General features: G+C 41.0%; 23 protein-coding genes. 8 read left to right on the top strand and 15 right to left on the bottom strand.

All coding sequences use genetic code 11. From position 1 onward, the window contains the following. The first annotated feature begins 310 nt into the window (after positions 1 to 310). Positions 311 to 922 carry a TetR/AcrR family transcriptional regulator gene (locus ACIQXH_RS05060; protein WP_403080273.1) on the top strand — a complete coding sequence of 204 codons (612 nt, stop codon included), beginning with the start codon at positions 311 to 313 and terminating at the stop codon, positions 920 to 922. Between the two features lie 162 nt (positions 923 to 1084). Here the strand turns inward: ACIQXH_RS05060 and ACIQXH_RS05065 are convergent, their stop codons facing one another. Both ACIQXH_RS05065 and ACIQXH_RS05070 read right to left on the bottom strand, forming a co-directional pair. Further along, complete coding sequence (locus ACIQXH_RS05065; protein WP_403122400.1) at positions 1085 to 1288, bottom strand: zinc ribbon domain-containing protein; 204 nt, start codon at positions 1286 to 1288, stop codon at positions 1085 to 1087. A 28-nt stretch (positions 1289 to 1316) separates the two neighbouring features. Continuing rightward, positions 1317 to 1730, bottom strand: coding sequence for a DUF2500 domain-containing protein (locus ACIQXH_RS05070; protein ID WP_403080271.1), 414 nt, complete (start codon positions 1728 to 1730; stop codon positions 1317 to 1319). A gap of 229 nt (positions 1731 to 1959) precedes the next feature. On the opposite strand from ACIQXH_RS05070, the gene ACIQXH_RS05075 reads away from it, so the two are divergent. Beyond that, positions 1960 to 2223 carry a helix-turn-helix transcriptional regulator gene (locus ACIQXH_RS05075; protein ID WP_402873604.1) on the top strand — a complete coding sequence of 88 codons (264 nt, stop codon included), beginning with the start codon at positions 1960 to 1962 and terminating at the stop codon, positions 2221 to 2223. Next, a complete protein-coding gene (locus ACIQXH_RS05080) occupies positions 2213 to 2557 on the top strand; it encodes a DUF2178 domain-containing protein (protein ID WP_402873601.1) in 345 nt (114 codons plus the stop codon). The genes ACIQXH_RS05075 and ACIQXH_RS05080 overlap by 11 nt, the downstream gene beginning before the upstream one ends. Before the next feature lie 168 nt (positions 2558 to 2725). On the opposite strand, the gene ACIQXH_RS05085 is transcribed toward ACIQXH_RS05080, so the two are convergent. Then, on the bottom strand, positions 2726 to 3451 hold the full coding sequence (locus ACIQXH_RS05085) for a ZIP family metal transporter (RefSeq protein ID WP_402986881.1): 726 nt from the start codon (positions 3449 to 3451) through the stop codon (positions 2726 to 2728). Between the two features lie 228 nt (positions 3452 to 3679). Between ACIQXH_RS05085 and ACIQXH_RS05090 the strand changes: the two genes are divergently transcribed. Both ACIQXH_RS05090 and ACIQXH_RS05095 read left to right on the top strand, forming a co-directional pair. Then, on the top strand, positions 3680 to 4153 hold the full coding sequence (locus ACIQXH_RS05090) for a BclA C-terminal domain-containing protein (RefSeq protein ID WP_403122403.1): 474 nt from the start codon (positions 3680 to 3682) through the stop codon (positions 4151 to 4153). Between the two features lie 300 nt (positions 4154 to 4453). Beyond that, positions 4454 to 8779 (top strand): S8 family serine peptidase, encoded by a 4326-nt coding sequence (locus ACIQXH_RS05095; protein ID WP_403122405.1) that lies wholly within the window; start codon positions 4454 to 4456, stop codon positions 8777 to 8779. Positions 8780 to 8864: 85 nt separating this feature from the next. On the opposite strand, the gene ACIQXH_RS05100 is transcribed toward ACIQXH_RS05095, so the two are convergent. The 8 genes from ACIQXH_RS05100 to ACIQXH_RS05135 form a co-directional block, all read right to left on the bottom strand. Next, positions 8865 to 9065 (bottom strand): YkvA family protein, encoded by a 201-nt coding sequence (locus ACIQXH_RS05100; protein WP_402957647.1) that lies wholly within the window; start codon positions 9063 to 9065, stop codon positions 8865 to 8867. A gap of 229 nt (positions 9066 to 9294) precedes the next feature. After that, positions 9295 to 9648, bottom strand: coding sequence for a hypothetical protein (locus ACIQXH_RS05105; protein WP_403122407.1), 354 nt, complete (start codon positions 9646 to 9648; stop codon positions 9295 to 9297). 137 nt (positions 9649 to 9785) lie between these two features. Then, positions 9786 to 10262: a hypothetical protein gene (locus ACIQXH_RS05110; RefSeq protein ID WP_402986886.1), complete on the bottom strand. Its 477-nt coding sequence runs from the start codon at positions 10260 to 10262 to the stop codon at positions 9786 to 9788. 116 nt (positions 10263 to 10378) lie between these two features. Further along, positions 10379 to 11164: an SDR family oxidoreductase gene (locus tag ACIQXH_RS05115; protein ID WP_402957641.1), complete on the bottom strand. Its 786-nt coding sequence runs from the start codon at positions 11162 to 11164 to the stop codon at positions 10379 to 10381. 147 nt (positions 11165 to 11311) lie between these two features. After that, the gene (locus tag ACIQXH_RS05120) at positions 11312 to 11899 is read right to left on the bottom strand and encodes a DUF3997 domain-containing protein (protein ID WP_403122410.1); all 588 of its coding nucleotides are present in this window, start codon (positions 11897 to 11899) and stop codon (positions 11312 to 11314) included. Between the two features lie 443 nt (positions 11900 to 12342). Continuing rightward, positions 12343 to 13050 carry a DNA alkylation repair protein gene (locus ACIQXH_RS05125; protein ID WP_403122413.1) on the bottom strand — a complete coding sequence of 236 codons (708 nt, stop codon included), beginning with the start codon at positions 13048 to 13050 and terminating at the stop codon, positions 12343 to 12345. A 90-nt stretch (positions 13051 to 13140) separates the two neighbouring features. Beyond that, on the bottom strand, positions 13141 to 13914 hold the full coding sequence (gene blaOXA / locus ACIQXH_RS05130) for a class D beta-lactamase (protein ID WP_403122627.1): 774 nt from the start codon (positions 13912 to 13914) through the stop codon (positions 13141 to 13143). Positions 13915 to 14055: 141 nt separating this feature from the next. Further along, on the bottom strand, positions 14056 to 15453 hold the full coding sequence (locus tag ACIQXH_RS05135) for a right-handed parallel beta-helix repeat-containing protein (protein ID WP_403122415.1): 1398 nt from the start codon (positions 15451 to 15453) through the stop codon (positions 14056 to 14058). A gap of 363 nt (positions 15454 to 15816) precedes the next feature. Between ACIQXH_RS05135 and ACIQXH_RS20435 the strand changes: the two genes are divergently transcribed. Further along, positions 15817 to 16182, top strand: coding sequence for a hypothetical protein (locus ACIQXH_RS20435; protein ID WP_483878330.1), 366 nt, complete (start codon positions 15817 to 15819; stop codon positions 16180 to 16182). A 336-nt stretch (positions 16183 to 16518) separates the two neighbouring features. On the opposite strand, the gene nagB is transcribed toward ACIQXH_RS20435, so the two are convergent. From nagB to ACIQXH_RS05155, 4 genes are all read right to left on the bottom strand, one after another. Further along, positions 16519 to 17256 (bottom strand): glucosamine-6-phosphate deaminase, encoded by a 738-nt coding sequence (nagB, locus tag ACIQXH_RS05140; RefSeq protein ID WP_402873569.1) that lies wholly within the window; start codon positions 17254 to 17256, stop codon positions 16519 to 16521. Between the two features lies 1 nt (position 17257). Further along, a complete protein-coding gene (gene nagA / locus ACIQXH_RS05145; protein ID WP_403122630.1) occupies positions 17258 to 18451 on the bottom strand; it encodes an N-acetylglucosamine-6-phosphate deacetylase in 1194 nt (397 codons plus the stop codon). Between the two features lie 153 nt (positions 18452 to 18604). Continuing rightward, the gene (locus tag ACIQXH_RS05150; RefSeq protein ID WP_402873566.1) at positions 18605 to 20143 is read right to left on the bottom strand and encodes a sodium:solute symporter family protein; all 1539 of its coding nucleotides are present in this window, start codon (positions 20141 to 20143) and stop codon (positions 18605 to 18607) included. Positions 20144 to 20311: 168 nt separating this feature from the next. Then, positions 20312 to 21181 (bottom strand): N-acetylneuraminate lyase, encoded by an 870-nt coding sequence (locus tag ACIQXH_RS05155; protein WP_403122420.1) that lies wholly within the window; start codon positions 21179 to 21181, stop codon positions 20312 to 20314. 173 nt (positions 21182 to 21354) lie between these two features. On the opposite strand from ACIQXH_RS05155, the gene ACIQXH_RS05160 reads away from it, so the two are divergent. Beyond that, on the top strand, positions 21355 to 22056 hold the full coding sequence (locus ACIQXH_RS05160; protein WP_403122422.1) for a FadR/GntR family transcriptional regulator: 702 nt from the start codon (positions 21355 to 21357) through the stop codon (positions 22054 to 22056). After that, a complete protein-coding gene (locus tag ACIQXH_RS05165) occupies positions 22043 to 22714 on the top strand; it encodes a FadR/GntR family transcriptional regulator (protein WP_402873557.1) in 672 nt (223 codons plus the stop codon). Before ACIQXH_RS05160 ends, ACIQXH_RS05165 begins: the two co-directional genes overlap by 14 nt. Positions 22715 to 22717: the final 3 nt, after the last annotated feature.

Raw genomic sequence — 22717 nt, forward strand, 5'->3', positions numbered from 1 at the left:
GAATTTGATATTTATTATAGCAAGACTCCACTCCGTTGCAACAAACAATTAAGGCATTTTTGACGTTTAGAGGACAGTGAATAACGAAATGTTCGATTAAGTAAAGTAAAACCACATTATGATTTATATTGTATTTTTCATGTTCCATCCGTTCTGGTCCCTGCTCCAATCACAAATATAACAATTCCTATTGATTATATATGAATTGATGGTCTATTATATTAATACAACATTGATACGAATAAAAGCATAGAGGCGTCAACAAACGATAATCACTTTACGTTCTACTTTCAATCTTTAGGAGGAAAAAATGGAAAGCCATCAACCGATTACAGATCGTCGAATCATCCGGACTCGTGAAGTCATCTATGAAACTGTTATTTCTCTACTATCCGAAAAGGAATTTTCACGAATATCTGTCAAGGACATCACCAATCAAGCCAATATTAGCCGTTCTACGTTTTATGCACATTATCAAGACAAATATGATTGGCTAGATAAAACGGTCCAAGAAAAATTATCAGAATTAAAAGAATCCTTGGTGAAGTCCATGCCGAACCATGGAAATGACCAGTTTAATCTTGAAATGGCTGATCCCTACTATGAGTCATTCTTTGAAAATATAGCTATAAATCAAAAGTTCTACCACACCATGTTCACTAAAATAAAATCCGAAGAATTTCTTCAAAACCTATATAAAGTGATTAGGGAGAACCTTTACCTTCGCATTTCAAGCATGAGTAAGGAACAAAGATTATTGGTCCCCTTAGATATATTGCTTGATTATAGTAGTTCATCCATCATAGGAATCACAAAGGTATGGGTGGAAAAAAACATGATTTACAGCCCTCATTACATGGCCTTACAATTAACTCGTTTAGCGATTGTCAGCCTTTATAGAGCAATGGGAAAAGTGAATTAAATACTTTCTTAAAATAATGACTATCGGATAGAACTCTTAACATACCTAACAAGTAGCCTTTTCAAAAGTCCCTTTTTCCAGTGAAAAAACGCAATAGAAAAAAGGCAGAAATGTTGTGATCGACATTCCCGCCTTTTGGGGCAGCCCCTTCTCTTCCAAAGATCAACCAAAGAATAAATCGAGCAGGTTACTTCCTGTGGACGATTGCCTATTATAAAATTCTGAGTACCCGCACTTCTTGCAATACACAACCGTAAATTTATTATTTTGGACATCGAACATCTTCGACAATCCTGTTCCCGTCATTGCCACGTCCTTCTTAGCCGCATCATCACTACCGCATTTTATACATCCTTTTTCACTCATGATTCCTCATCTCCCAATCCAATTGAATTCAATGAAAGTTTTCTTCCGTTTGCTTTTTCCTAGAAAAATCTATAAATCTTGTTCCCTGGAAAGTTAACGTACCGATATCTCCTTCAGCAAGCAAACCAAACTCCTTGCCTGAAATACGAAATTCCGTTCGATCACCACTGTCAAATTCACATGTTATAAAGTAGGTCGTAGAGGAAGAATGCGAATGGACATCGTTATCATGGAAATGATTATGCCTTGTGACATTCGTCCGTTTACTTATGACATGTGCCGGAACAGATAAACGAGGCGACTCTTCGTTTTCCTTCCACTGGCTAAGGCCATTGAATACATTCACTATGAATAGTATGAGAATGATAACAAAAATAATTCCTATAAATACTGGTGCCGCTGTGAAAAGTCCATCCCCTCCACCAACATCCACATCGTACATATGATATCCTCCTTGTTTTGATAATAAGCTATACGGATAATCTGAAAGAAAGTTTCAACAAACATCCAATAAATGTATTTTTTGACACTCAAATAACATGATAGTTTCCATTGAAAAACGCTTGGGGTCCCCAAGCTTTTTTACTTTTTATATCTCAAATTGCATAATAATATTTATCTTTTGTATAAGTTTACTTTACTTTTCTATAAGTATAATGTACTGTAAGATTATGGTAAAAAGGAAGGTGACGACTTTGAAGAAAGCAGTTGAGGATTATGTTGAAAATAAAGTATATGAACACCGGGTTTTAAAAAGATTGTCTCAAAAAGAATTGGCTGCCGCTGTGGGAGTATCCAAACAAACCATTTATGTGATGGAAAAGAATAATTACTCACCTTCTCTTGTTTTAGCTTTTCGAATAGCTGATTTCTTTAACGTAGAGGTAAACGATATCTTTATTTATGTGAAAGGGAGTGAACAAAATGAAAATTGAAGAACTATCAAATTCAGTCTTTTATCCTTTAAAAACCTGGACAGATGAATCAACTGGCAATTGGAATATGCTTATTGGTATCAGCTTTGTATTGCTTATAGTCGGAGTGATCCTCATCTATGTATTCTATAAAAAAATGGGTGCGGCTGACGAAAGGACCATTCAAATATCTTTAAAAGGCGCCCTCATTATGCTATATGGAATCATTTTATGCGACATCATCTTCCCGAAAGAATATATGTGGCAAATTTTCTTCTTATTTAAATATTCTCTTGCTTTCATAGCTTCCGGAATATATCTAGCTTTTCGATATAAAAAGGACTTTTTAAACTAATATTGTTCTAGATGGACTTGAACATAAATAAGAGAACGTACAACAGTGACGTTTCTTCCATAACAAAACAGCCACTTCCTTTCTGGAGGTGGCTGTTTTAAATGAGTTGATGACAACTAAAATAGTACGGATACGCTTATCCATTTTATTAAACGCATTCTATTACACTCACATCGAATCCAGAACCAGTGAAACGAGCAGCCCCGCTGAAGCGAAGATTCCAGTGATTGGACCTGAGTCTTCATACGCTTCAGGCATCATGGTGGACGCAACCATGGCAATGATTCCTCCACCTGCAAAGGCTGCCATTCCTGCCATCATCGCTTCCGATGCTTGATCGAGGAAGAGATAGCCCCCCAGTGACGACATGGCCGAAATGATCAATACGGAAAACCAGAGAGCCATGATTTTCTTCTTCGAATAGTGGCTATTCACTAACCCCGTCGTACTGGAAAGTCCTTCTGGAATGTTGCTGATAAAAATGGCGATGACGAGCAACCAACTGACCGCCCCGCCGCTGATCAAGCTGGCACCGATCATGATCGACTCCGGTATCGCATCCATCACGGTCCCAATAAAGATGGCCAACCCAGCTTCCTTTGTAGAAGCATGATTGGAGCGTTTCCTTTTAGATGCACCCTTTTTGGAAACAAGAAAATCCAAACCGGTAAACACTGCTGCACCTGCTATGAAACCTATGGACGTCGCCATGATCCCCCCATCCCGAACGGAATCGCCTAAAAGCTCATAGGCGGCTGCCCCGATTAAAACGCCCGTCCCAAATGCCATGATGTAACCGATCGCTTTCTTTTTAATTGGAACAAATAAAGCCATAAGCGCCCCAAGCAAAACGGCCGAACCTGAAACTCCACCCCATAAGACTGCGTTCCACATGGATCTTCCTCTTTTCTTCTTTTTATAAGTTAGTACCCAAGATGGCCCTGTGCCAAACGAACAAAAAATCTAGAAGTTTAAGGGTCATTTATAAAAAAATACATATTTCATGTCATGTACCCATCCCAATAACTTTGTAGGACCAATGGGTGCTACTGAACCTACTGGAATCACTGTGGTACTGGTTTAGCAGAGTTCGGATTTATTTACAACACAACAGCTCAAACAGTGGCTGCCGGAACGGATGTTACTTTTGATACAACTGGAATAACTACACCTGGTATTACGCATACAGCTCCTTCAACCGATATAACCGTTACCACACCAGGAACCTACGAAGTTACTTTCTCGGTATCGACTTTAGAACCTAACCAATTTGGTTTATTAGTAAATGACACATTGGTTCCAGGTTCCGTTTATGGATCCGGTTCAGGTAGCCAGGAAATTACCGGCCAGGCTCTGGTCACCTTAGCTGATGGGGATGTTCTCACCCTACGAAACGTCACAAATTCGTCTATCACTCTTCCGACTGGGACAGGGGGCGCAGCAGGAACGCTTCTATTATTCTTAAAAAGTTGGATGCAACTGCTTAATACTCTATATGAACTCCCCATTTTTTATGATGGGGAGTTTTTCATTGAAACCCACCTCTCCACTTGCGATAAACAGTATTTATTTACCATTTTTCAATATCCCATATAAGCAAAGTTCTTTAGACACTCGTAAATTAGCATGTTTTTTTAATGATTTACCACCTTTACTCGAAAAGATAAAGGTACTATTCCTTATTTTCCCAAAATGAGTGTTCCTACAAACTATTCATTTTGGCTGATTCGAGTTTATCGCCCTATAATCCGACATTTTTCTCATTCACCCGTTTGCTATCATTATGGGAACATCTGTGTTCTACATACTGGCCATCTAAAAAGAATGGAGGTGCAATGTACCTGTTAGATTGGCCAAAGGTGCTGTTCTTTGAAAATAGAATAAGGGGGAATTGACTTGCGAAAAAAACGAAGAACGAAGTGGTTAGCAATAGCATTTGTCATCATGCTTATTGGATCACTAATCATTCCAACGAACTCCATCGCTGCATCTACAAACAAGCTCCACACCTCTGCTAAAGATGAGTTAGCGGGAAAGAATCAAAAGAAAGTGGCCTCTAAGGTCCTTAAACAGTTTGAAAAAGATGAAAAGGTAACCTTTCTCGTTAAACTCAAAAAACAAGTAGACACCAAGGACGTATCCTCAAAAGCTGCCAAAACAGCAAAATCTCAAAAACTATCTGCAAATAATGCAAAGTTACTTAAACGTTCGAGTGTGGTCTCGGAGCTTCGCGCTACTGCTCTTGAAACACAAGTCGATATCAAGAACTACTTAGAAAAGCAAGAAAAAGCCGGCAATGCAAAAGATATTCAATCTTTTTATATCGTTAACGCGATTGCCGTGACAGCCACGAAGGAAGTAATGGAGCAAATCGCCATTCTTCCGGAAGTAGATAAAATCATGCCGAATGAAACAAGACAGCTTATTAAACCGGCAAGCAAGACCGTCGCTTCTAAAGCTGTTACAATCCCAAAATCAAGTAAAACCAAAGCAGACACATCTTCCATTGAGTGGAATATCGAAAAAATCGGGGCTCCGGCTGTATGGGATATGGGCATTGATGGAGCAGGAACCGTTATTGCTTCTATCGATACAGGCGTCCAATGGAACCATCCGTCATTAAAAACCAAGTACCGCGGATATAACCCTGCCAACCCAGATGTCGCAAACAATGAATACAACTGGTTTGATGCGGTGAGCGGACAAGCTTCACCATATGATGATTTAGATCATGGAACTCACACAATCGGTACAATGGTAGGCTCTGAGCCAAATGGTGCCAATCAAATCGGAGTGGCTCCAGGCGCTAAATTCATCGCAGTTAAGGCGTTTTCTGCAAATGGAGGTTCAGATATTGATTTATTGGAAGCCGGTGAATGGATAATCGCCCCAAAAGATGCGGCAGGTAATCCTCATCCTGAGAAAGCACCGGATGTTGTCAATAACTCTTGGGGAGGCGGAGCTGGCCTTGACGAGTGGTACCGTCCAATGGTACAAGCTTGGAAAGCAGCTGAAATCTTCCCTGAATTTTCTGCTGGAAATACGACATTAACGAATCCCGGCGGAGCTGGTTCAGTAGCTAACCCAGCGAACTATCCAGAGTCTTTTGCCACTGGCGCAACAGACATTAACAACGTAGTCGGAAATTTCTCTTTACGGGGTCCATCTCCATACGGAGAAATCAAACCGGATATTTCCGCGCCTGGTGTTAACATCCGGTCTGCTGTTCCTGGTGGTGGCTATGAAGGTGGCTGGAATGGAACATCGATGGCTGGCCCTCATGTCACAGCAGTCGCTGCTCTATTAAGACAGGTAAATGCCAGCTTAACCGTTGACCAACTTGAGGAAATTCTACTGACAACGGCGACACCTTTGACAGACAGCAATTACCCGACAACGCCTAATCATGCATATGGTTATGGCCTAGTAAACGCATTTGACGCGGTCTCTTCCGTTGTAAGCGGACTGGGTAAAATCGAAGGTCAAGTAACCAAGTCTGGTGATGACACAGAAGCAGCCGTCATTTCCCATGAAGCACCAGAAAATTCGTATAAAAAAATGAACCTAAAGCTTCAAGCTGAAGTATCAGATAATGTAAGTGTCACTGCCGTTAAACTCAGCTACAAAAAAGCGGACGGAAGCTGGGCTGAAGTCAAGGCAGAGAGAAAGAATGGTGATTATAAGTCTGGAACGTACGAAGCCACGATTCCAGGTTCTGATCTGACTGGAAATACAGTCACTTATAAATGGATTGCAACCGATTTTGGTGGATTCGTCACTACTTCCGATGCTTATTCCACTGAGCTATTGCCTGGAATCAGCGTGGGCTATACAGAGGATTTTGAAGAAAATCCAACTGGATGGACTTCTTATGGCACAAACAATAACTGGGAATGGGGCATTCCGACAAGCGGACCTGGATCAGCAGCATCCGGTCAGAAGGTCTATGCTACAAACCTGGCTGGAAACTATGCAAATAGCGCCAACATGAGCCTGGCCATGCCTCCGGTCGATGTACCAGAAGGCACAAGCTATTTACAATTCAAGCACTGGTATGAACTGGAAAGGAACTATGATTTCGGTCATGTCTTCATTTCCACAGACGAAACGAACTGGGTACAAGCTGCCCGTTTCAATGATAAGTCCAATAATTGGGTCGACGGAGAAGTCAACCTAAGCGAATATGCTGGAGAACGAATCTATATCGCCTTTAATGTCACAACAGATAGTTCCGTCCAAAAACCGGGCTGGTATATCGATGATGTTAAATTGGCCAATACTTCGATTCTACCAACGACAAAAGCAAAAGCAGGATTAGGTGTCAATAAGTCTGATTCTTCGGTATCGGCTAAACCGCAAGTGAATCCTGATAAAATCAAGCCAGTTTTGGAAAAAGAACAAAAAGAACCTGAAAAAGAACAACCTGCACCAGTGCTTCTTCCATTACAGGCACAGGTAAGTGTTTTAGAAACAGGACGTTCTGTATATACAAACCCACAAGATGGTTCATACCAACTTACACATGCAACAGGCTCGTATACCATGCAAGCAGAAACATATGGGTATCGTTCACAAACAGCGCCAGTCAACATCGAACAAGATGCAACATCAACAGCTAACTTTACTCTTCAAGAAATCCCTAAAGGAACAATCAATGGTACCATCACCAACAAGGTTACTGGTGAACCCGTCTCTGGTGCTACCGTTTACCTTCTAGAGGATGCGGCTATCCAACCAGTAACGACAAATGCAGACGGTGAGTACTCACTAACTGCTTATGAAGGAAATTACACGTTAAAAGTCATGGCTCCTTCTTATTACGGCAATGAAGCATCCGTGACGATTTCTGAAGGAACTAGCACGAAAAATATCGAACTAAAACCGTTCATCGGGTACCCAGATGAAATCAAGTATGATGATGGAACAGCTGAAAACGCTCGTGCCTATAATGCGGCAGGCAACAGCTGGGCTGTAAAAATGTCCTTGGCTTCAGGGAATAAAACGGCCAATGTAACCGGCGCTCTTTTACGCTTCTGGGATACAACATGGCCTACCCCAGGTGGGACTGAGTTCCAAGTTTCCGTATATGATGCTTCAGGAACAGACGGATCACCTGGCAAGAAAATCGCAGGTCCTTTCACCGAAACAGCCTTACGTAACGGTCAATGGACACATGTTGATCTTAGCGAACATGGAATCATGGTTGAAGGCGATTTCTTTATGGTTTATACCCAAACAAAAGCCAATCCGAATGCACCAGGTCTAGCTACAGATGAAGATGGACCGAATGCAGGACGAAGCTGGCAGGGTGTAAGCGGTGCTTGGTCACCAGCCCCAACTGAAGAAGGAAATTACATGATTCGGGCAACGGTCGATTACGAAGTAAAAGAACCTGTCATCACCTCTCCTAAAGACGGTTCTTATTCGAATCAAAAAGAAGTAACTGTTGAAGGTACATCCGCACCGACAACGAAAGTGGATATTTTCAACAAAGGGGAAAAAGTAGCAACGACAGATTCTACGAATGAAGGAACCTTCTCCGTTCCTGTCACATTAAACAACGGGGAAAATACGTTGACTGCAAAAGCACGGACTAGCCAAGGCACAACTGAGGCATCCGCTCCTGTAACGGTGATATTGGATACGAAAAAGCCAACACTCGCCATTACTTCACCAACTGATGGCAGCAAAGTAAACCGCGAAACGGTAACCGTGAAGGGTACCATCTCGGATGAAAACCTGGATTCAGTTAAAGTGAACGGGAAGAAGGCCGAAGTGAAAGATAACACCTTCTCTTATCGCCTTCTACTTGATGAAGGAATCAATAAAATCAAAGTAGTCGCTCTAGATAAGGCAGGCAATTCAGTCACTAAATCCATCTCCATCGATGTGAAATTCACAGCTCCAGAAATCTCTGGTTTAGTGCCAAATCAGGATAAGGTCTTAAAAAATGGGGAATCGGTCAAAATCGAATTTGACAGTGAACCAGGCTTATCCGCAGACTTCTCCATCTTGATGCCTTTGACAAATGCAGGAGGCGTTGCCAATGCAACGGAATTACCAATGAAAGAAACATCATCAGGACATTATGTCGGCTACTACACAGCCACGACGAATGTAAAAGCACCAGGTGCCGTCGTTGAGGTAAAAGCCCAAGATAGCTATGGGAATGTTACAACACAAAGAGCAACAGGTAAGCTTTGGATTAACGCTCAAAAGTAAAAGGAAAAAGCCATGCCTTTCAGCCTAACCGGCTAGGAGCATGGCTTTTTTTTATCGATTAAGTAACTGTTTACCTATTAATCTACTACCCTTTTATGACGTCAGGACGAGATTTCTTGGTAAACAAATCTGTGTATAAACACTTGCCTAGGTAGAGCAGTACAGCTGCGTCATCAACCTGTCCGAAACCTACTATAAAATCCGGAATGAGATCCGTCGGTACAATCACATATAAGATGGAAGCTACTAGAGCTACCTTTGTTTTCTTCGTTAATCTATTAAACACGGGCTGGTCAATCTCCTTTAAGACGAGTTTCATTCAGTATAGCGCACAATTCACGTAAAATCGATTCTTAAACAGAGCTGAAATCGGTATAATTCAACCACGGATAGGATTAATTCGACCATACAAGCTGATAATTCAACATTCACGCCAATAATTCAACATTCAACGCCAGTAATCCGACATTCAGTCTAAATAAAAAGACCCTTACCATGTAAGGGCCTTCCGATGACTAAAAACCTAACCAGTTTTCGATTAGCACGACGATATACAAAACAAACCAGATACCCTGTAGCAGAAGCGCAGCACTGAACAATCGGCTTTTCGTGTATTCATCCCGGATGAAAAGCCTCCAGGTCAGCATCAGAACCACCGATACACCTGGAATCAAAATCGCGGTCATCATGAAATAGTTGGATGCGACATTCCATACAAGCTGAAAAGCAATAATGATAAATGCAAGTAGAAAATGAACCTTTTCCTTCCGTGCCCGGATGACCCAAAGTAAGGTAAGCACCACTGTCGCAAGCAAGATGATTTCTGTCGCCACGATGAAGAAGATATCATATAACGTTACTCCGTCCAAAGCAATCCTCCTTCTCATTACAAGATCGCTTATATGTATATGCCACTTGGACGGAAGAATTGAAAAGTTTTCTACGTTTCCTCCAACAAAGGAAATCCTCCCTACAAAAAATGGTCTTTCGGTAAGTCTATAGCCCTTTACTGGAGGAAGAATTCATTTTCTAATTGTTTCTCTGCTTCAAGCTTGATCATGGAAAGAAACTGCTCCCACGTTAGGTTCTCTCTTAGTCTATTTTCCCCACACTGAAATTCGTCTATCATTTCACTTATGTCATACCATACATTCAGCTCATTAAAGTGTTCGCGAACCACTTCATACACTTCGTAAGCTATATGGGCGACATGTTTATCTTCCCCTAAGATTTGTCTTAATAAGTGATATAAGTAGGCTTTGGCACACTCTTCATGCGTAGGCACTGGCATTTCCCATTCTTTTATAACCCTTTGAAAATAATCTTCTACCTCGAATTGGTTAAGAGGTTCTCTAAAGGATGCTAGGATTTTTAATGAGTTCACCGAAGAATCATCCGTTAATTTTTGATAAGCCCAATTAACATAATCAATAGGCTTTGCTTTTCCTTCATATCTTTTATAATACAGGATTGTCGTATCCATGCCCGTCCCCCATTTGAAATCGCCCTTTAATAATTCATACCTTATTAATAGAAGGAAAGCAATTCTATAAAAAAGACCCTTTCGCTTTGAGCGAAAAGATCATTTTTTTTTACTACTTAATATTTATACGACTGTCCACCGTCGATTGGGATGACGGCGGCATTGATGAAGGTTGCTTGTTCGGAAAGCAGGAAAGCGACCAAGTACCCGACCTCTTCCGGTTTTCCAAAGCGTTTCATCGGGTTGACGCTGACGAATTCCTTACCGGCTGCCTCCCAATTCTCGCCACCCATCTGTTTCAAGGAAGCTTCGACCATCGGCGTCATGATCGCACCCGGGGCAATCGCCTTGATGCTGATGCCGTATTGGCCATACTCGATTCCGGAGTTTCGCGTCAGTCCGACGACACCATGCTTACTTGCCGCATAGCCTGATTGGTTCCCCACGCCGCGGATTCCACCGACAGATGCCGTATTGACAATTGTGCCGAATTTCTGCTTTTTCATAATTTCCAGTACATACTTCATCCCGAAGAAAACCCCGTTCAGGTTCACACCCACCACTCTGCGGAACTCATCGATTCCATAATCCTCCGTCAGGTTCTGTTTTCCTTCGATCCCGGCGTTATTGAAGAAACTGTCGATGCGGCCGAATCGATCCACCGTTTCATCCACATACTTCTTCACATCACCTTCCTTTGAAACGTCCGCCGTAATCAAGTGCACTTCCGCCTTGGGCACCGCTTCGCGAATCAATTTTTCCGTGGTTTCCAAAGAATCACTTTTCACATCCACCAAGGAAAGTTTCGCCCCTTCTTTGGCCACTTGCAGGGCAGAAGCCTGTCCCAGTCCGGACCCGGCTCCTGTAATCAACACGACTTTATCATCAAAACGATTGTTCATGTTCATACCTCCATTTAAAAAAAGTAATCAGACTCGCTGATATTCTTCCCTACCTGGTTTCAGTCATTCGTTTTTCAGATCATATTCACTGTAAAAATTGTCAAAATAAATGAAGGAACACGGAAAAGCTTCTTTAAGAGGGAACGCCTATCCATCTCCCCTAATGTCATCTATTTCTTGTAGCACAATATCATTGGATATTCCAAATTCAGCTTTTTTCTCTGTGAAACTTTTACCATCTAAAGGTCCAGTCACTTCGTCTGTAATCATTTCCAGTATCCAAAAGCTCACGTTCTTTTCATCAGGAATTTGATGGCCGTTGTCGTCATTTTTCAAACCAAGCTGCTTTGCGATAATATATTTATCATCCCAAGCAACTTCGGTAACTTTCGCAGGAATGACGCCGGTTCCCCAACTACCTTCACTAACTTTTGGTGCAATCTTGACTTCGTCGGCTGATGTTCTTATAACAGAATATCCTCCAGGTAGGTCCATATCATAGTCAGATGGGCCTGGACAACCTGTTAAGAATAAGAGTGAAAGTAAGCTCAATAATAAATAACGAAATAATTTAATTTGCATTACACTCTCCAATCCACGATGATTCAAAAATTCATCAAACAGCTCCGTTATATCTATATCTGCTTGAACAGTTTTAGTAGTTGAATGATCAAGAAAATCAAAAACGATAATACTATAAATAATCCTATACTTTTCATTTTGCTTTCCTTCCACAAATTCACTATTGAAATGATTCCGCCAATACTCAATAAAGCTATACCCATTCCTTTCATGGTATGTATGGGGAATACAGTTGATAAATGTGTTACGAAAGCCCCGATTATAAAAAGGCCAATTGTCAATAAAAAACATGGGGTCCTGAAATCATGAATGACTGATTTCCTATCGTCAGTATTCATTTTTAAATACCTCTAACAACCATGAATGCGGGTATTCCCCACATGATCATAAAAGTTACAATAGAATCAGTATGTATAGTCAATAATATTCTCTCCCATTCTATGTAACTATTTCACCACAAATGTCCATAAAATTTTAGGCTGGACACTTATTAGGTGGCCTTTTTATTTGTTCAAAAATCAACAGTAATCTTTAACAGATCCATTAAAAAAGAATGTCAATCCTTCTTGAATCAGCTCCCTAATGCAAAGCTGATTTTAACATCGGACATGTTTTCGTTTGAATCCAAGCCTGCCTCTAGCGATTTCTTTTTGAATACTTTCGTATGCGTTTAGGAAATTGCTTTTTTTATTGTCCCGTTTGACTTCCACGATTCCTACCTCATTGGCCGTCTTGCTAGCCTTTTCATGTAATGGCAAATAGGAAATTCCCACGGTGTATAGAAAATTGTTCATAGCGGATTTCGTTCGTTCCGGTGATTCTTTAATGGAATTTTTCACTTGATCAAGCATATGGGAAAGCTTCGTTCGGGAAAATTCATGGTCGGGGCGATTCCCTATAAGCCAGCAGTAGCAACTCCAGGCCGCTGACATTCTCAGCTCGTCACCGCTTGCAATCCATGTATCAGCAAGGTCTTGTGCTATATCTGATTCTGATAATGTGACCACTACCACAAAATCGGACAGCATATAGAAATACGCTCCATCCATCCACCGATTAAAATCCGACTCACTCATCGCTTTGGGGTCTGCAATAATGCCTGCAAAGTACATCGCATCGTAGTTCCCCGTGGCATAAAGCTCTTCGGCTAATGGTTGATTTATTTTTATTTTCTTTGCGATTGGTTTCATGGCTCCTGTAGCTACGCCAAAAAGAGGCTCCTGCGCCCCATTGGATATGTACATTTTTTTAGTGCGGTCCTTACCCAACGCTTCCAGCTCCTGCATCACTGTATTGAAATCCATCCTCTCACCCTTCCTTCTGCTTATACATATCCCATCCTAAAAAAAGAGGATAAATGCCTCTATCAACATCCTATCCTCTAATTCTTGGTTTCATTCCATTGTCATTACGTTGTACTTCTTTAAAATGTCCATTGTGATGGCTTTAGCATCTGTGCTTGTTCCGGCAATATTCGTAGCAAAACTATACGCATGATTGTCTGTTTTGATAAAACCGACATACCAGCCTATACCTGACCCTTGCCCTGTTTTCCCGTAAAGGGTAAAGTCATCCCCTTCCTTCTGGATCATCATGCGTTTCACGGTTTTCATGACATCCTTATCAAAGGGAAGGTTCTCTTTATATAGTTTCTCCATAAAGTCTACTTGTTCTATTGGTGAAATTTCTAGTGAACTGCTTAACCAGAACTGGTCGATGCCTCCACTAATATCTTGGTTGCCATAAGATATGGTACGAACCCATTCCTCCATTTGCTTCTCTCCAATGTCACGAGCCATCGCTTGATAATACCAAACGACAGAGTTTCTCATTGCAGACCCAAGCGTATGATCTTGGTTCCAGGCCTCAATCTCCCGCTCAACACCATCCCAATACTTAATGTCATATTCATCTTCTACAGCTCCGACTTGCAACCCAATCAAAGAATTTGGCACTTTAAAAGTCGATTGCGGTGCAAATCGTTGATTCGCACGTTCCTGGTTATAGACGAATGTCTTTTCTTTTTTCAGATCACGTAATATGAATGTTCCGTCATGGTTCGTAAAGAATTCATCGACTTCCAGCTTCTTAAGATTCAGGTTGTCCTTGGCAGCGTTCGCTTCACTTGGCTGTTGAACACTTGTAATGAATAGAACCACTGCACTCATGCACGCTAAGAAAAAAAGCAAATTCCTTCTATTATTCATATTCCCTTCCTCCCTCTGACTATATTTCCTGCCAATCTATCACTTTAAATATAACAAAAATATGGAAAAGCCAAAATGATGCTATTATACCGTTAACCGAATTTATTTGGACTTGAGCCGGAAATCACGTTTACTTTCATTCATGAACTTCGGCTTCTGAAACATACTATTCGTGTCTTGAAGACTTATCTTTTTAAAGGCAGAGAACCCCATGATATCTTCCGTTTTCCATATCCAACGCGTTTCTTTCTCTCCCCCATGCAGGTAGTAGACATTGTTATCTAGTATGTTCCCTTTGTTTTGCTTGAAAGGGTTGCTGATAAGGAGTTTGGAATCACCCGCGACCATGATGTTGTTTTCGATTCTATTATTCTTCGTATGATATTGAAGCAAAATCTGTCCGCCCTCTTGAAATTCTGTATCATTTTTATACAGGACGTTGTCGGTAATTGTACTGTTTATGGTGCTTCCTCTTTTCCTGTCATATCCACCTATTGCGATACCTGCACTTCTATTCTCATAAATCGAATTGTTTTGGATGGTGATGGAACGTGTAACTTTGCCCTCATGCTCGCTAGCCGCTTCAATTCCTATATCGTTTTTATAAACCCTATTCTTCTCGATAACGATATCTTTACCACCGTCGACATAGATTCCGCCAGCCGCATATTGGTTTCCGTAGGCTGGATTTCCGTAACTGGATATTTCATAGACTGTGTTGTTACGGATGATACCGTTCCTTGCCTGATCGAATTTTTCAACAGGAGACACACCTTCAAACCCAATAACATCGATTCCGATATTGTCATTTCTCCTGACGATGTTATTTGTAACCTGGAAGTTTGATATATTACCATTCAGCACCAACGTTTCACTGGCACCCAGTTTCATCTCTTCTAGTGTATTGCCTGAAAGGATGATATCTTCAATCGCTTGCGGTGCTTCGGTGCCATAAACAGCAATCCCATGGGCATTCCCGTTTTCATGAAGTGTTTCAATATGATGAATATGAGTACGCAAAATACGGATACCGTTTCCGCTTCCGCTAACAGATATTCCGATTGGCACTAAATCCTCTTGTTCGGTTTTGTAATTTTGGATGTCCAATCCATCGATGGTAATGTAGCTTTGATTATGTATCGATACTAAACCCTGGTCATCCCATGAAACCTCTAGGCCCCTCCCATCGATGATCGCCTTTTCTTTTGGATAGGCCTTAATGGTGATAGGGGCATTTTCTTTGCCTGATTTCCGTATGACGACTTGTTCATTGTAGACTCCTTTTCGAACATGGACAGTTGTACCCGGTTTTGCTAAATCGACGGCTTTCTGTATGGTTCTTAAAGGTTCTTTCTTACTTCCGACGTTTTTGTCATCCCCAGCGGAAGACACATACAATTTGTTGTTTTCCTGAGTGGCTTGCCCGGATAGTCCATAAAGGACAAGCCCAATAGAAAACACCAACAAAAGAAACAGTACGGCTCTTCTTTTCTTGTTCAAAACCACGCCTCCCCTCAACTTCTTGTTTGTCTTCTAATATTCTGAACCCCATGCTGATAAAAAGAATCTTCAACAAAAAAAGGTTAACCAATAAAAACTGGTTAACCTTATCATACGACTCGCCAAGATCATTGCAACCCCGTTAACAGTTCTGCTTGAGTTCCGCCAACGCTTCACGATCGGCAATAATCAATACATTTTCTAACTTCTAAGATTCAGGTTGTCCTTTAACACTTTCGCATCACTTGGGTGTTGAACTCTTAAGAACTGCGCGCTAATTAAGCTAAAAAACAGAAAAAAACGGGGTGTGAAAGTGGGAGCCCTAATCTTTATGAATGATAGCTCCCAGATAATATATCCATCTTGAAGTTTATTCCAATATACTTAATATTCTCTACGCAATCACACGCTAATTCCAATGAATTTTACCTGTATAAAACTTATATAAACATATATACTTATCCTATGAAAGCTTATCATGGAACTACAAAAGAAAATAAAGAGAACATTTTAAAAAACGGGTTTCGATTAGACACAGTACCTCGAAAGGGCAGGCTGAACGGGCATGCTATATATTTAACAACACGAAAGGAATGGGCTAAAACTTTTGGCGATGCCATTATCGAGGTCGAAATTAACATGAACGATCTAAAGATTTTTGAAGATGACTATTTAGACCTCTATGATTCTCATATTGAGAGCACACTCTATCCCCATATAAAAGTATAGATGATTTTGTACTTGATAGATTACGTTCTATAAAAGGGAAATTCTCTGATGTACTAAGAACACATGGTGATTCAATTTGTGAAGATGCCGAATTAAGAGTTGGTACAGCCCTGAAGAAAGACTTAATTGAACAAGGAATCCAAGGTTTTGCATTATTATTTTTTGATAAAGAACCTGAGTATTACGATATAACCATTTATGATACTTCCTTAATATCTATTATAAGGGACTAAATTTTACACAACGGGAACTTTCAATAATACGAGAGTTCCCAATTTTTGTATCTAATACTTATCATTAAACTTATTCGTGTGAAAAGATGGAAAAGAAACCCCGTTAACAGTTCTGCTTGAGTTCCGCCAACGCTTCACGATCGGCAATAATCATCACATTTTTATGCTGTTTTAGGATGGAAGCTGGGACTTGCTCATTGGTTGGTTCAGATAGTAGTTTGTATAAAATATGTGCCTTTTGCTTTCCGGACACGAGGAGTACGATTTGTTTACTCTTCATGATCGTCGAGATTCCCATCGTCACCGCGTGTTTGGGTACGTCGAAGGGATTATCAAAATAGCAGGCATTTTTTTCTCTTGTGGAGGCTGTAAGCTCCACTACATTCGTGGTGGAGGCAAAAGGTGTACCTGGCTCATTGAATCCAATATGGCCATTCACCCCAATCCCCAATAGCTGAAGGTCTATTCCACCAAGGTTTTCAATGAGCTCTTCATACCTTTGACATTCTGCTTGTAAGTCTGGTGCCATGGTATCCGGCAAATGAGTTTGTTGGATTGGGATATCGATATGGTTAAAGAGATGGTCCTTCATATATGTATGGTAACTAGTGGGATGATCTTTTTCCACTCCTACATATTCGTCCAGGTTCACGGTATGAACATGGCGATAGGAGGTCTGATTTTCCTGATAATCCTTCACTAAGTGTTGATACGTCCCGACCGGCGTTCCTCCAGTCGCAAGGCCCAATACAAGAGAAGGTGTCCGTTTTACCTTGTCCAGAATAAGGTGTGCTGCTTTCTGGCTCATTTCATCGTAGTTTTGAGCTTCAATGATTTCCATATTATTCAACCTCCATTATGCTATATGCCATTTCTCCTCTACAGATGGTCATGACCACTTCATTTTCCTCGTTCAAAATGACTAAGTCTGCATCTTTCCCTACTTTGATGCTTCCTTTTCTATCATCCAGTTGAAGCTGTTTGGCTGGGTTCAGGGCAGCCATTTCAATGGCATCTTCAAGCGGACAATTTGTATAGGATAAGAGGTTCTTAACCGCTTGCCCCATTTTCAGGATACTTCCTGCCAGTGTCCCGTCCGCAAGAACCGCCTTCCCATCTTTCACCGTCACGTCTTGGCCCCCTAAATCGTAGGTTCCGTTTTTCAGGCACTTCGCCCGCATGGAATCAGTAATTAATAGGAGCCCTTCTTTTGACTTTTGTTTATAGGCAAGCTTGATGATTTCTGGACGGACATGAATGCCATCCATAATCATTTCCGCTTTCAATTCATCACGCAAAAGGGCAGCTCCGGCAACTCCCGGTTCACGGTGATGTAGGCCTTTCATTTGATTAAACAGATGCGTGACTTGCGTTGCACCATCCGAAATCGCTTGATCCACTTCGTCATATGTTGCATCTGAATGGCCAATGGAAGCCACAATTCCATGCTCCTTTAAATAACGGATTAATTCGCTTCCACCTGGCTGTTCCGGTGCAAGCGTAACGACTTTGACATGATCATTCGATAACTCATTCCACTTTTTAAAGATGTGTATATCCGGATCGATCATATATTGTGCTGGCTGCGCCCCTGCCATCTTTGGATTGACGAAGGGCCCTTCTAAATGAATGCCAACGATTTCGGCCATTCCCGGTGGCTGATGGTCATCGATGTACTGACCGGCATTCATTAACGCGTTCTCGATGGCTTGGGGTTCCTGCGTCATGGTGGTAGCTAAAAAACTCGTCGTCCCTTCCATCGGAAGAGCAGCAGCCATACGCTTTAACGCTTCCTGCGTTGCGTCCATGGTATCGGCGCCATTTACGCCATGAATATGAATGTCGATCATTCCCGGTATCACCTTATAATCCGGCAGGGCATGAAAATCAATGATCTCACCCTTAAACTCTAAGTCATTAATATCATCCATAGAACCAAAGGCAACGATTTTTCCATCCTTCGCCATTAAAAACCCACATTCAATCCTTTTTCTTTCACTGTAAATCGTTATATTCTTAAGGATCATGCATTTCATTTTATTCACAAAATCCCCTTCTCTTATCCATGTATTTATGTTCACTATCCAAGGTTAAAAACCCTTTATTTATTTTCGTCATGCTTTGGGTAAATGGAAATGTAGTAAATAGCCAATCATCAACATGACTGGCTATCCTTATATTAGACTTTCTTACACTGCTTTAGACTTTGATTGCGGTTCTGGGTGTAGGTTAGGCTTCACATATTCTTCGTTTTTCGTATAAATGGTCAACCCTGTGGTGTTTTTGTTGAATTTCGGGAATAGCAAACTTACAACATAACCAAATCCAAAGGAAGTAATGAACGAGACGATACTAACGACGAAGGGTGTCAGGTCTGTTTGTTGCACGAAATAGGAGGTAATCGCACTTAAGAATAGACCGATCAATACTCCAGGTGTATTGGCACGTTTCGTGAATATCCCAAGAGCAAAGATACCGGCAATCGGAACACCGAATAATCCTGTGATAGCCAAGAACAAGTTCCATGTTTCAGCTTGATTGCTTGAAATGAGATATAAAGCGGCTGCCATACCTAGTACACCGGACGCGATAATGACAATTCTCGCCAATAATACATCACTTTTTTCATTTGCACCTAAAAATCTTTGTTTAAAATCGACGGTTACACAAGCGGAAATACTATTTAAACTAGAGGAGATTGTAGATTGGCAAGCGGCAAATATGGCGGCGATCAGTAAGCCCGCTACCCCCGCTGGTAAACTTGAAACGATGAAATACGGCACGATGGCTGAAGTATTAAATCCTTCTGGAAGGGCTTCAACATTCGTATAGTAACTATAAAGGACGGTACCAAATCCAAAAAAGACAGGGATCGTGATAAGAGCCAAGATTCCATTGGTCCACAAAGACTTATTTGTCTCTTTGATTGAACTAGTCGTTTGATAACGTTGTACGACGTCTTGACTGGCTGTATATTGATGTAGATTATTAAAGATGGAGCCTAAGAAGATAATCGGGATGGCTGCCGTGACGGCACTGAACTTGAAACTGTCTGCCGTTACCACTTTCTTGTTGTTGACCGCATCATCGATAACTGTCGAGAGCCCGCCATCGATAGAGAAGATTCCCAGGACGACAAGTAATATGGCACCGCCTAGAAGGATGATCCCTTGAATCACATCGCTCCAAATGACCCCTTCAATCCCCCCGAGGAACGTATAAACAATACATAAACCTCCAACCGCAAGCGCTATGATAAAGGGATTGATATCGGAAACGAGTGTAATGGCAAGCGTTGGCAAGTAGACGACAATCGCTATACGGCCAATGTGGAAAAGTGTAAAGAGTAAACTTCCTATCACGCGAAGAGATACACCGAAGCGCTCCTCTAAATATTCATAGGCCGTCGTGACATTCAGCTTCCTAAAGAAAGGAATATAAAAATAGATCAACACAGGTATGATGGCCAGTATTGATAGATTACCTGCTGCATAAGTCCAATCAGATAAAAATGCCTGTTCTGGTGTCGACATATACGTAATCGCACTTAACGTTGTAGCATAGATACTGAAACCCGCTGCCCAAGCAGGAATCTTACCGCCTGCGGTAAAGAACGCATCAGTATTCTTACCAGATTTCTTTGTAAAATAAAGCCCCACTGCTAGCATCGCTAGTAGATAGACCACCATGACAGCCCAGTTAGCCACGCCAAAACTAATCTTCTCCATATAATACACCCCTCATCATAAAATCATTTTATAGAGCTTCCTTAAAAGGTAACAAAAGCGCCTGCCCCCCTCTTCTTTTAAAAAAAGAGTGGCACGCCCTTGCGGTACATCGTGATTACAGAAAAATCAGATAGTTAAGTGTCCAACACATTCTATCTATGAGCTATCTTATAAGTTAAAATCTTTTACGAGTTGTTCCACTTCTTCCCTTTTGCTTGAATCAAATGGAGCCATCGGTTTTTTGACCGTACCTGCTTGGATGCCTTTTACATTCAGTACTTCTTTCAACGTTTGATATAATCCCAAATCTAGCACTCTTTCAATAAGGTCATTGGTGACGTGCTGAATCTCATACGCCTCCGCTACCTTGCCACTTTGCGCCAACTCCAAAATCTGTCTAGATCGCTTTCCATTGATATTATATGTACTCCCGATTGCCCCATCCACTCCTGAAATGGCTCCATAGATAAGCATTTCATCGAATCCAGAATAGATCAGTTTATCTGGGAATCTTTTACGAAGTCGCTCCAATAAGTAGAAGTCTCCATCCGTATATTTCACGCCGATGACTTTGTCATTTTGAAAGAGTTCCTCAAATTGATCCATGTTCATCGATACACCCGTTAAGAATGGAATGGCGTAAATGATCATATTATTGCCTGTATGATCAATGATGGTTTCATAGTAATGCTTGATCTCTTCAAAATTGAACTTATAGTAAAACGGCGTGACGGCTGATAGACTATCATAGCCAAGCTCTGTTGCAAATTGACCCAGTTCAACGGCTTCGTCCAGATTGATCGATCCTACCTGGGCGATTAGCTTGACCTCCCCTTTACTCTCTTCACTGACAATTTCGAAAATTCGCTTTTTTTGATCGGTAGATAGCATGAAGTTTTCACCTGAGCTGCCATTCACATATAGTCCGTCCACTTTCTGAACATCAATATTTTGTCTAACGATCTCACGCAAGCCTTGTTCGATAATCTTCCCATTTTCATCAAATGGTATCAGTAGTGCTGAAAATAACCCCTTCATATCTTAACCCCCTAATTAGTTTGAAAAATTCAGATAACAAAGATATAATATTGTCAGACCAATTTTTATTTACAAATTTATCATAAAAGCCTTTCATAAAAATGTCAACAAATTTCAGTAATCCCTTTCCTTCATTTCTATAATATGGTAGACATACATAAAGGGGTGGCGTCATGGCAATTCATAAGACCTCATTGGTCACAATCGCGATTGAAAGAATGAAGAGCCATATCTTAGAAAATAATCTGAAACCGAATGATAAGTTTTTAACAGAAAAAGAACTGGTCGAACAGTTGCAAGTAAGCAGGACGGTTATACGCGAAGCGTTAATCTCGCTCCAAACCGTAGGGATCTTGAACGTGAAGCCCGGTGGCGGTGTCTATATAGCTGAGCCTACACTCGATTCAATCAATACGATACTTAAACATTATTACGACACGCACGGTGTAAAAATGAAAGAATTGATGGAAATCCGGGAAGTCATCGAATTAGGGGCATTGCGATTGATCATCGAGAAACAAGTGGATGTCGATATTGATCATCTCATCAGCATAAATGAATCGTATTATCAGACGATCATCCAAAAACAAGACACGAAACAATTCGACCGTTTATTTCATCAAGCCTTAATTAAATCAACGGAAAATGAAGCCTATTTCAAGTTCAGTGAAGTGATCAGTGAGTACTTTTCCCTGGTTAGAATGGATTTTATCGAGAAAGAGGACACACTGATTGATTCATTCAAACAGCATGCAGACATCATCGATGCTATAAAAATTAAAGATTTGCCAGTGGCTCAAAAAGTCCTAAAGGAACATTTCCAACCCATTTTTCGTTTTATTACTACTTTGGAGGAAGCAAATGGAACCCATTAAAATGGAAGAAAAAAAGCCACTTAAGAAAACGGTCATTCAAGAAATTAAAAACTATATCATTTCGCAAAACTTAAAAGCGGGCGATCAACTCCCAACGGAGCGCAAGTTCACGGAAATGTTTGGCGTAAGCAGGTCCGTAGTGAGGGAAGCGTTGAGCTACCTTGAAAATACGGATGTCATACGCATCAGACAGGGCCAGGGCGCTTTTCTCAATGAATCCAATATAGAAAACCTTTTGGATAACTTCTTCTTTTTATGGCAAATAAACAGCGGGAATATCCGGGATATATTGGGTTTGAGAATTCTATTTGAATCAAGTGCCATTGATGAAATTGTAAAAAATCAGAGTATGGATGATTTGGACATGTTGAAGGAAGTGGTCGAAGAAAGCGAAAAGGCAACGACCCAAGAGGAATTCAAAGAAGCGGATACCCTATTTCATAAGCAGCTTCTGCAAGCCACGAATAATGATTTATTTATACAAATGACGAATATGATCACCAGTTATTTTTTCCAAGTGCAACATATCCATCTCTCCCTAGAAGAATTCAAAGGCCTCATCCAGGAACACAGGAATATTGTCGAAGCGCTACTGATGGGGAATGCCGATGAGGCAAAAACACTTCTCATTCAACATATTAAACAAACGAAAGTGTAGGAG

It is taken from the genome of Peribacillus sp. NPDC097225 (assembly GCF_044761955.1).
In the GTDB taxonomy this organism is placed as follows: Bacteria; Bacillota; Bacilli; order Bacillales; family DSM-1321; genus Peribacillus.

Coding starts and splice junctions, on each gene's coding strand:
- ACIQXH_RS05060 (WP_403080273.1), top strand. CDS start 311: ATGGAAAGCCATCAACCGATTACAGATCGTCGAATCATCCGGACTCGT.
- ACIQXH_RS05065 (WP_403122400.1), bottom strand. CDS start 1,288: ATGAGTGAAAAAGGATGTATAAAATGCGGTAGTGATGATGCGGCTAAG.
- ACIQXH_RS05070 (WP_403080271.1), bottom strand. CDS start 1,730: ATGTACGATGTGGATGTTGGTGGAGGGGATGGACTTTTCACAGCGGCA.
- ACIQXH_RS05075 (WP_402873604.1), top strand. CDS start 1,960: ATGGTAAAAAGGAAGGTGACGACTTTGAAGAAAGCAGTTGAGGATTAT.
- ACIQXH_RS05080 (WP_402873601.1), top strand. CDS start 2,213: ATGAAAATTGAAGAACTATCAAATTCAGTCTTTTATCCTTTAAAAACC.
- ACIQXH_RS05085 (WP_402986881.1), bottom strand. CDS start 3,451: ATGTGGAACGCAGTCTTATGGGGTGGAGTTTCAGGTTCGGCCGTTTTG.
- ACIQXH_RS05110 (WP_402986886.1), bottom strand. CDS start 10,262: ATGGATACGACAATCCTGTATTATAAAAGATATGAAGGAAAAGCAAAG.
- ACIQXH_RS05115 (WP_402957641.1), bottom strand. CDS start 11,164: ATGAACAATCGTTTTGATGATAAAGTCGTGTTGATTACAGGAGCCGGG.
- ACIQXH_RS05125 (WP_403122413.1), bottom strand. CDS start 13,050: ATGGATTTCAATACAGTGATGCAGGAGCTGGAAGCGTTGGGTAAGGAC.
- blaOXA (WP_403122627.1), bottom strand. CDS start 13,914: ATGAGTGCAGTGGTTCTATTCATTACAAGTGTTCAACAGCCAAGTGAA.
- nagB (WP_402873569.1), bottom strand. CDS start 17,256: ATGGAAATCATTGAAGCTCAAAACTACGATGAAATGAGCCAGAAAGCA.
- nagA (WP_403122630.1), bottom strand. CDS start 18,451: ATGAAATGCATGATCCTTAAGAATATAACGATTTACAGTGAAAGAAAA.
- ACIQXH_RS05150 (WP_402873566.1), bottom strand. CDS start 20,143: ATGGAGAAGATTAGTTTTGGCGTGGCTAACTGGGCTGTCATGGTGGTC.
- ACIQXH_RS05155 (WP_403122420.1), bottom strand. CDS start 21,181: ATGAAGGGGTTATTTTCAGCACTACTGATACCATTTGATGAAAATGGG.
- ACIQXH_RS05160 (WP_403122422.1), top strand. CDS start 21,355: ATGGCAATTCATAAGACCTCATTGGTCACAATCGCGATTGAAAGAATG.
- ACIQXH_RS05165 (WP_402873557.1), top strand. CDS start 22,043: ATGGAACCCATTAAAATGGAAGAAAAAAAGCCACTTAAGAAAACGGTC.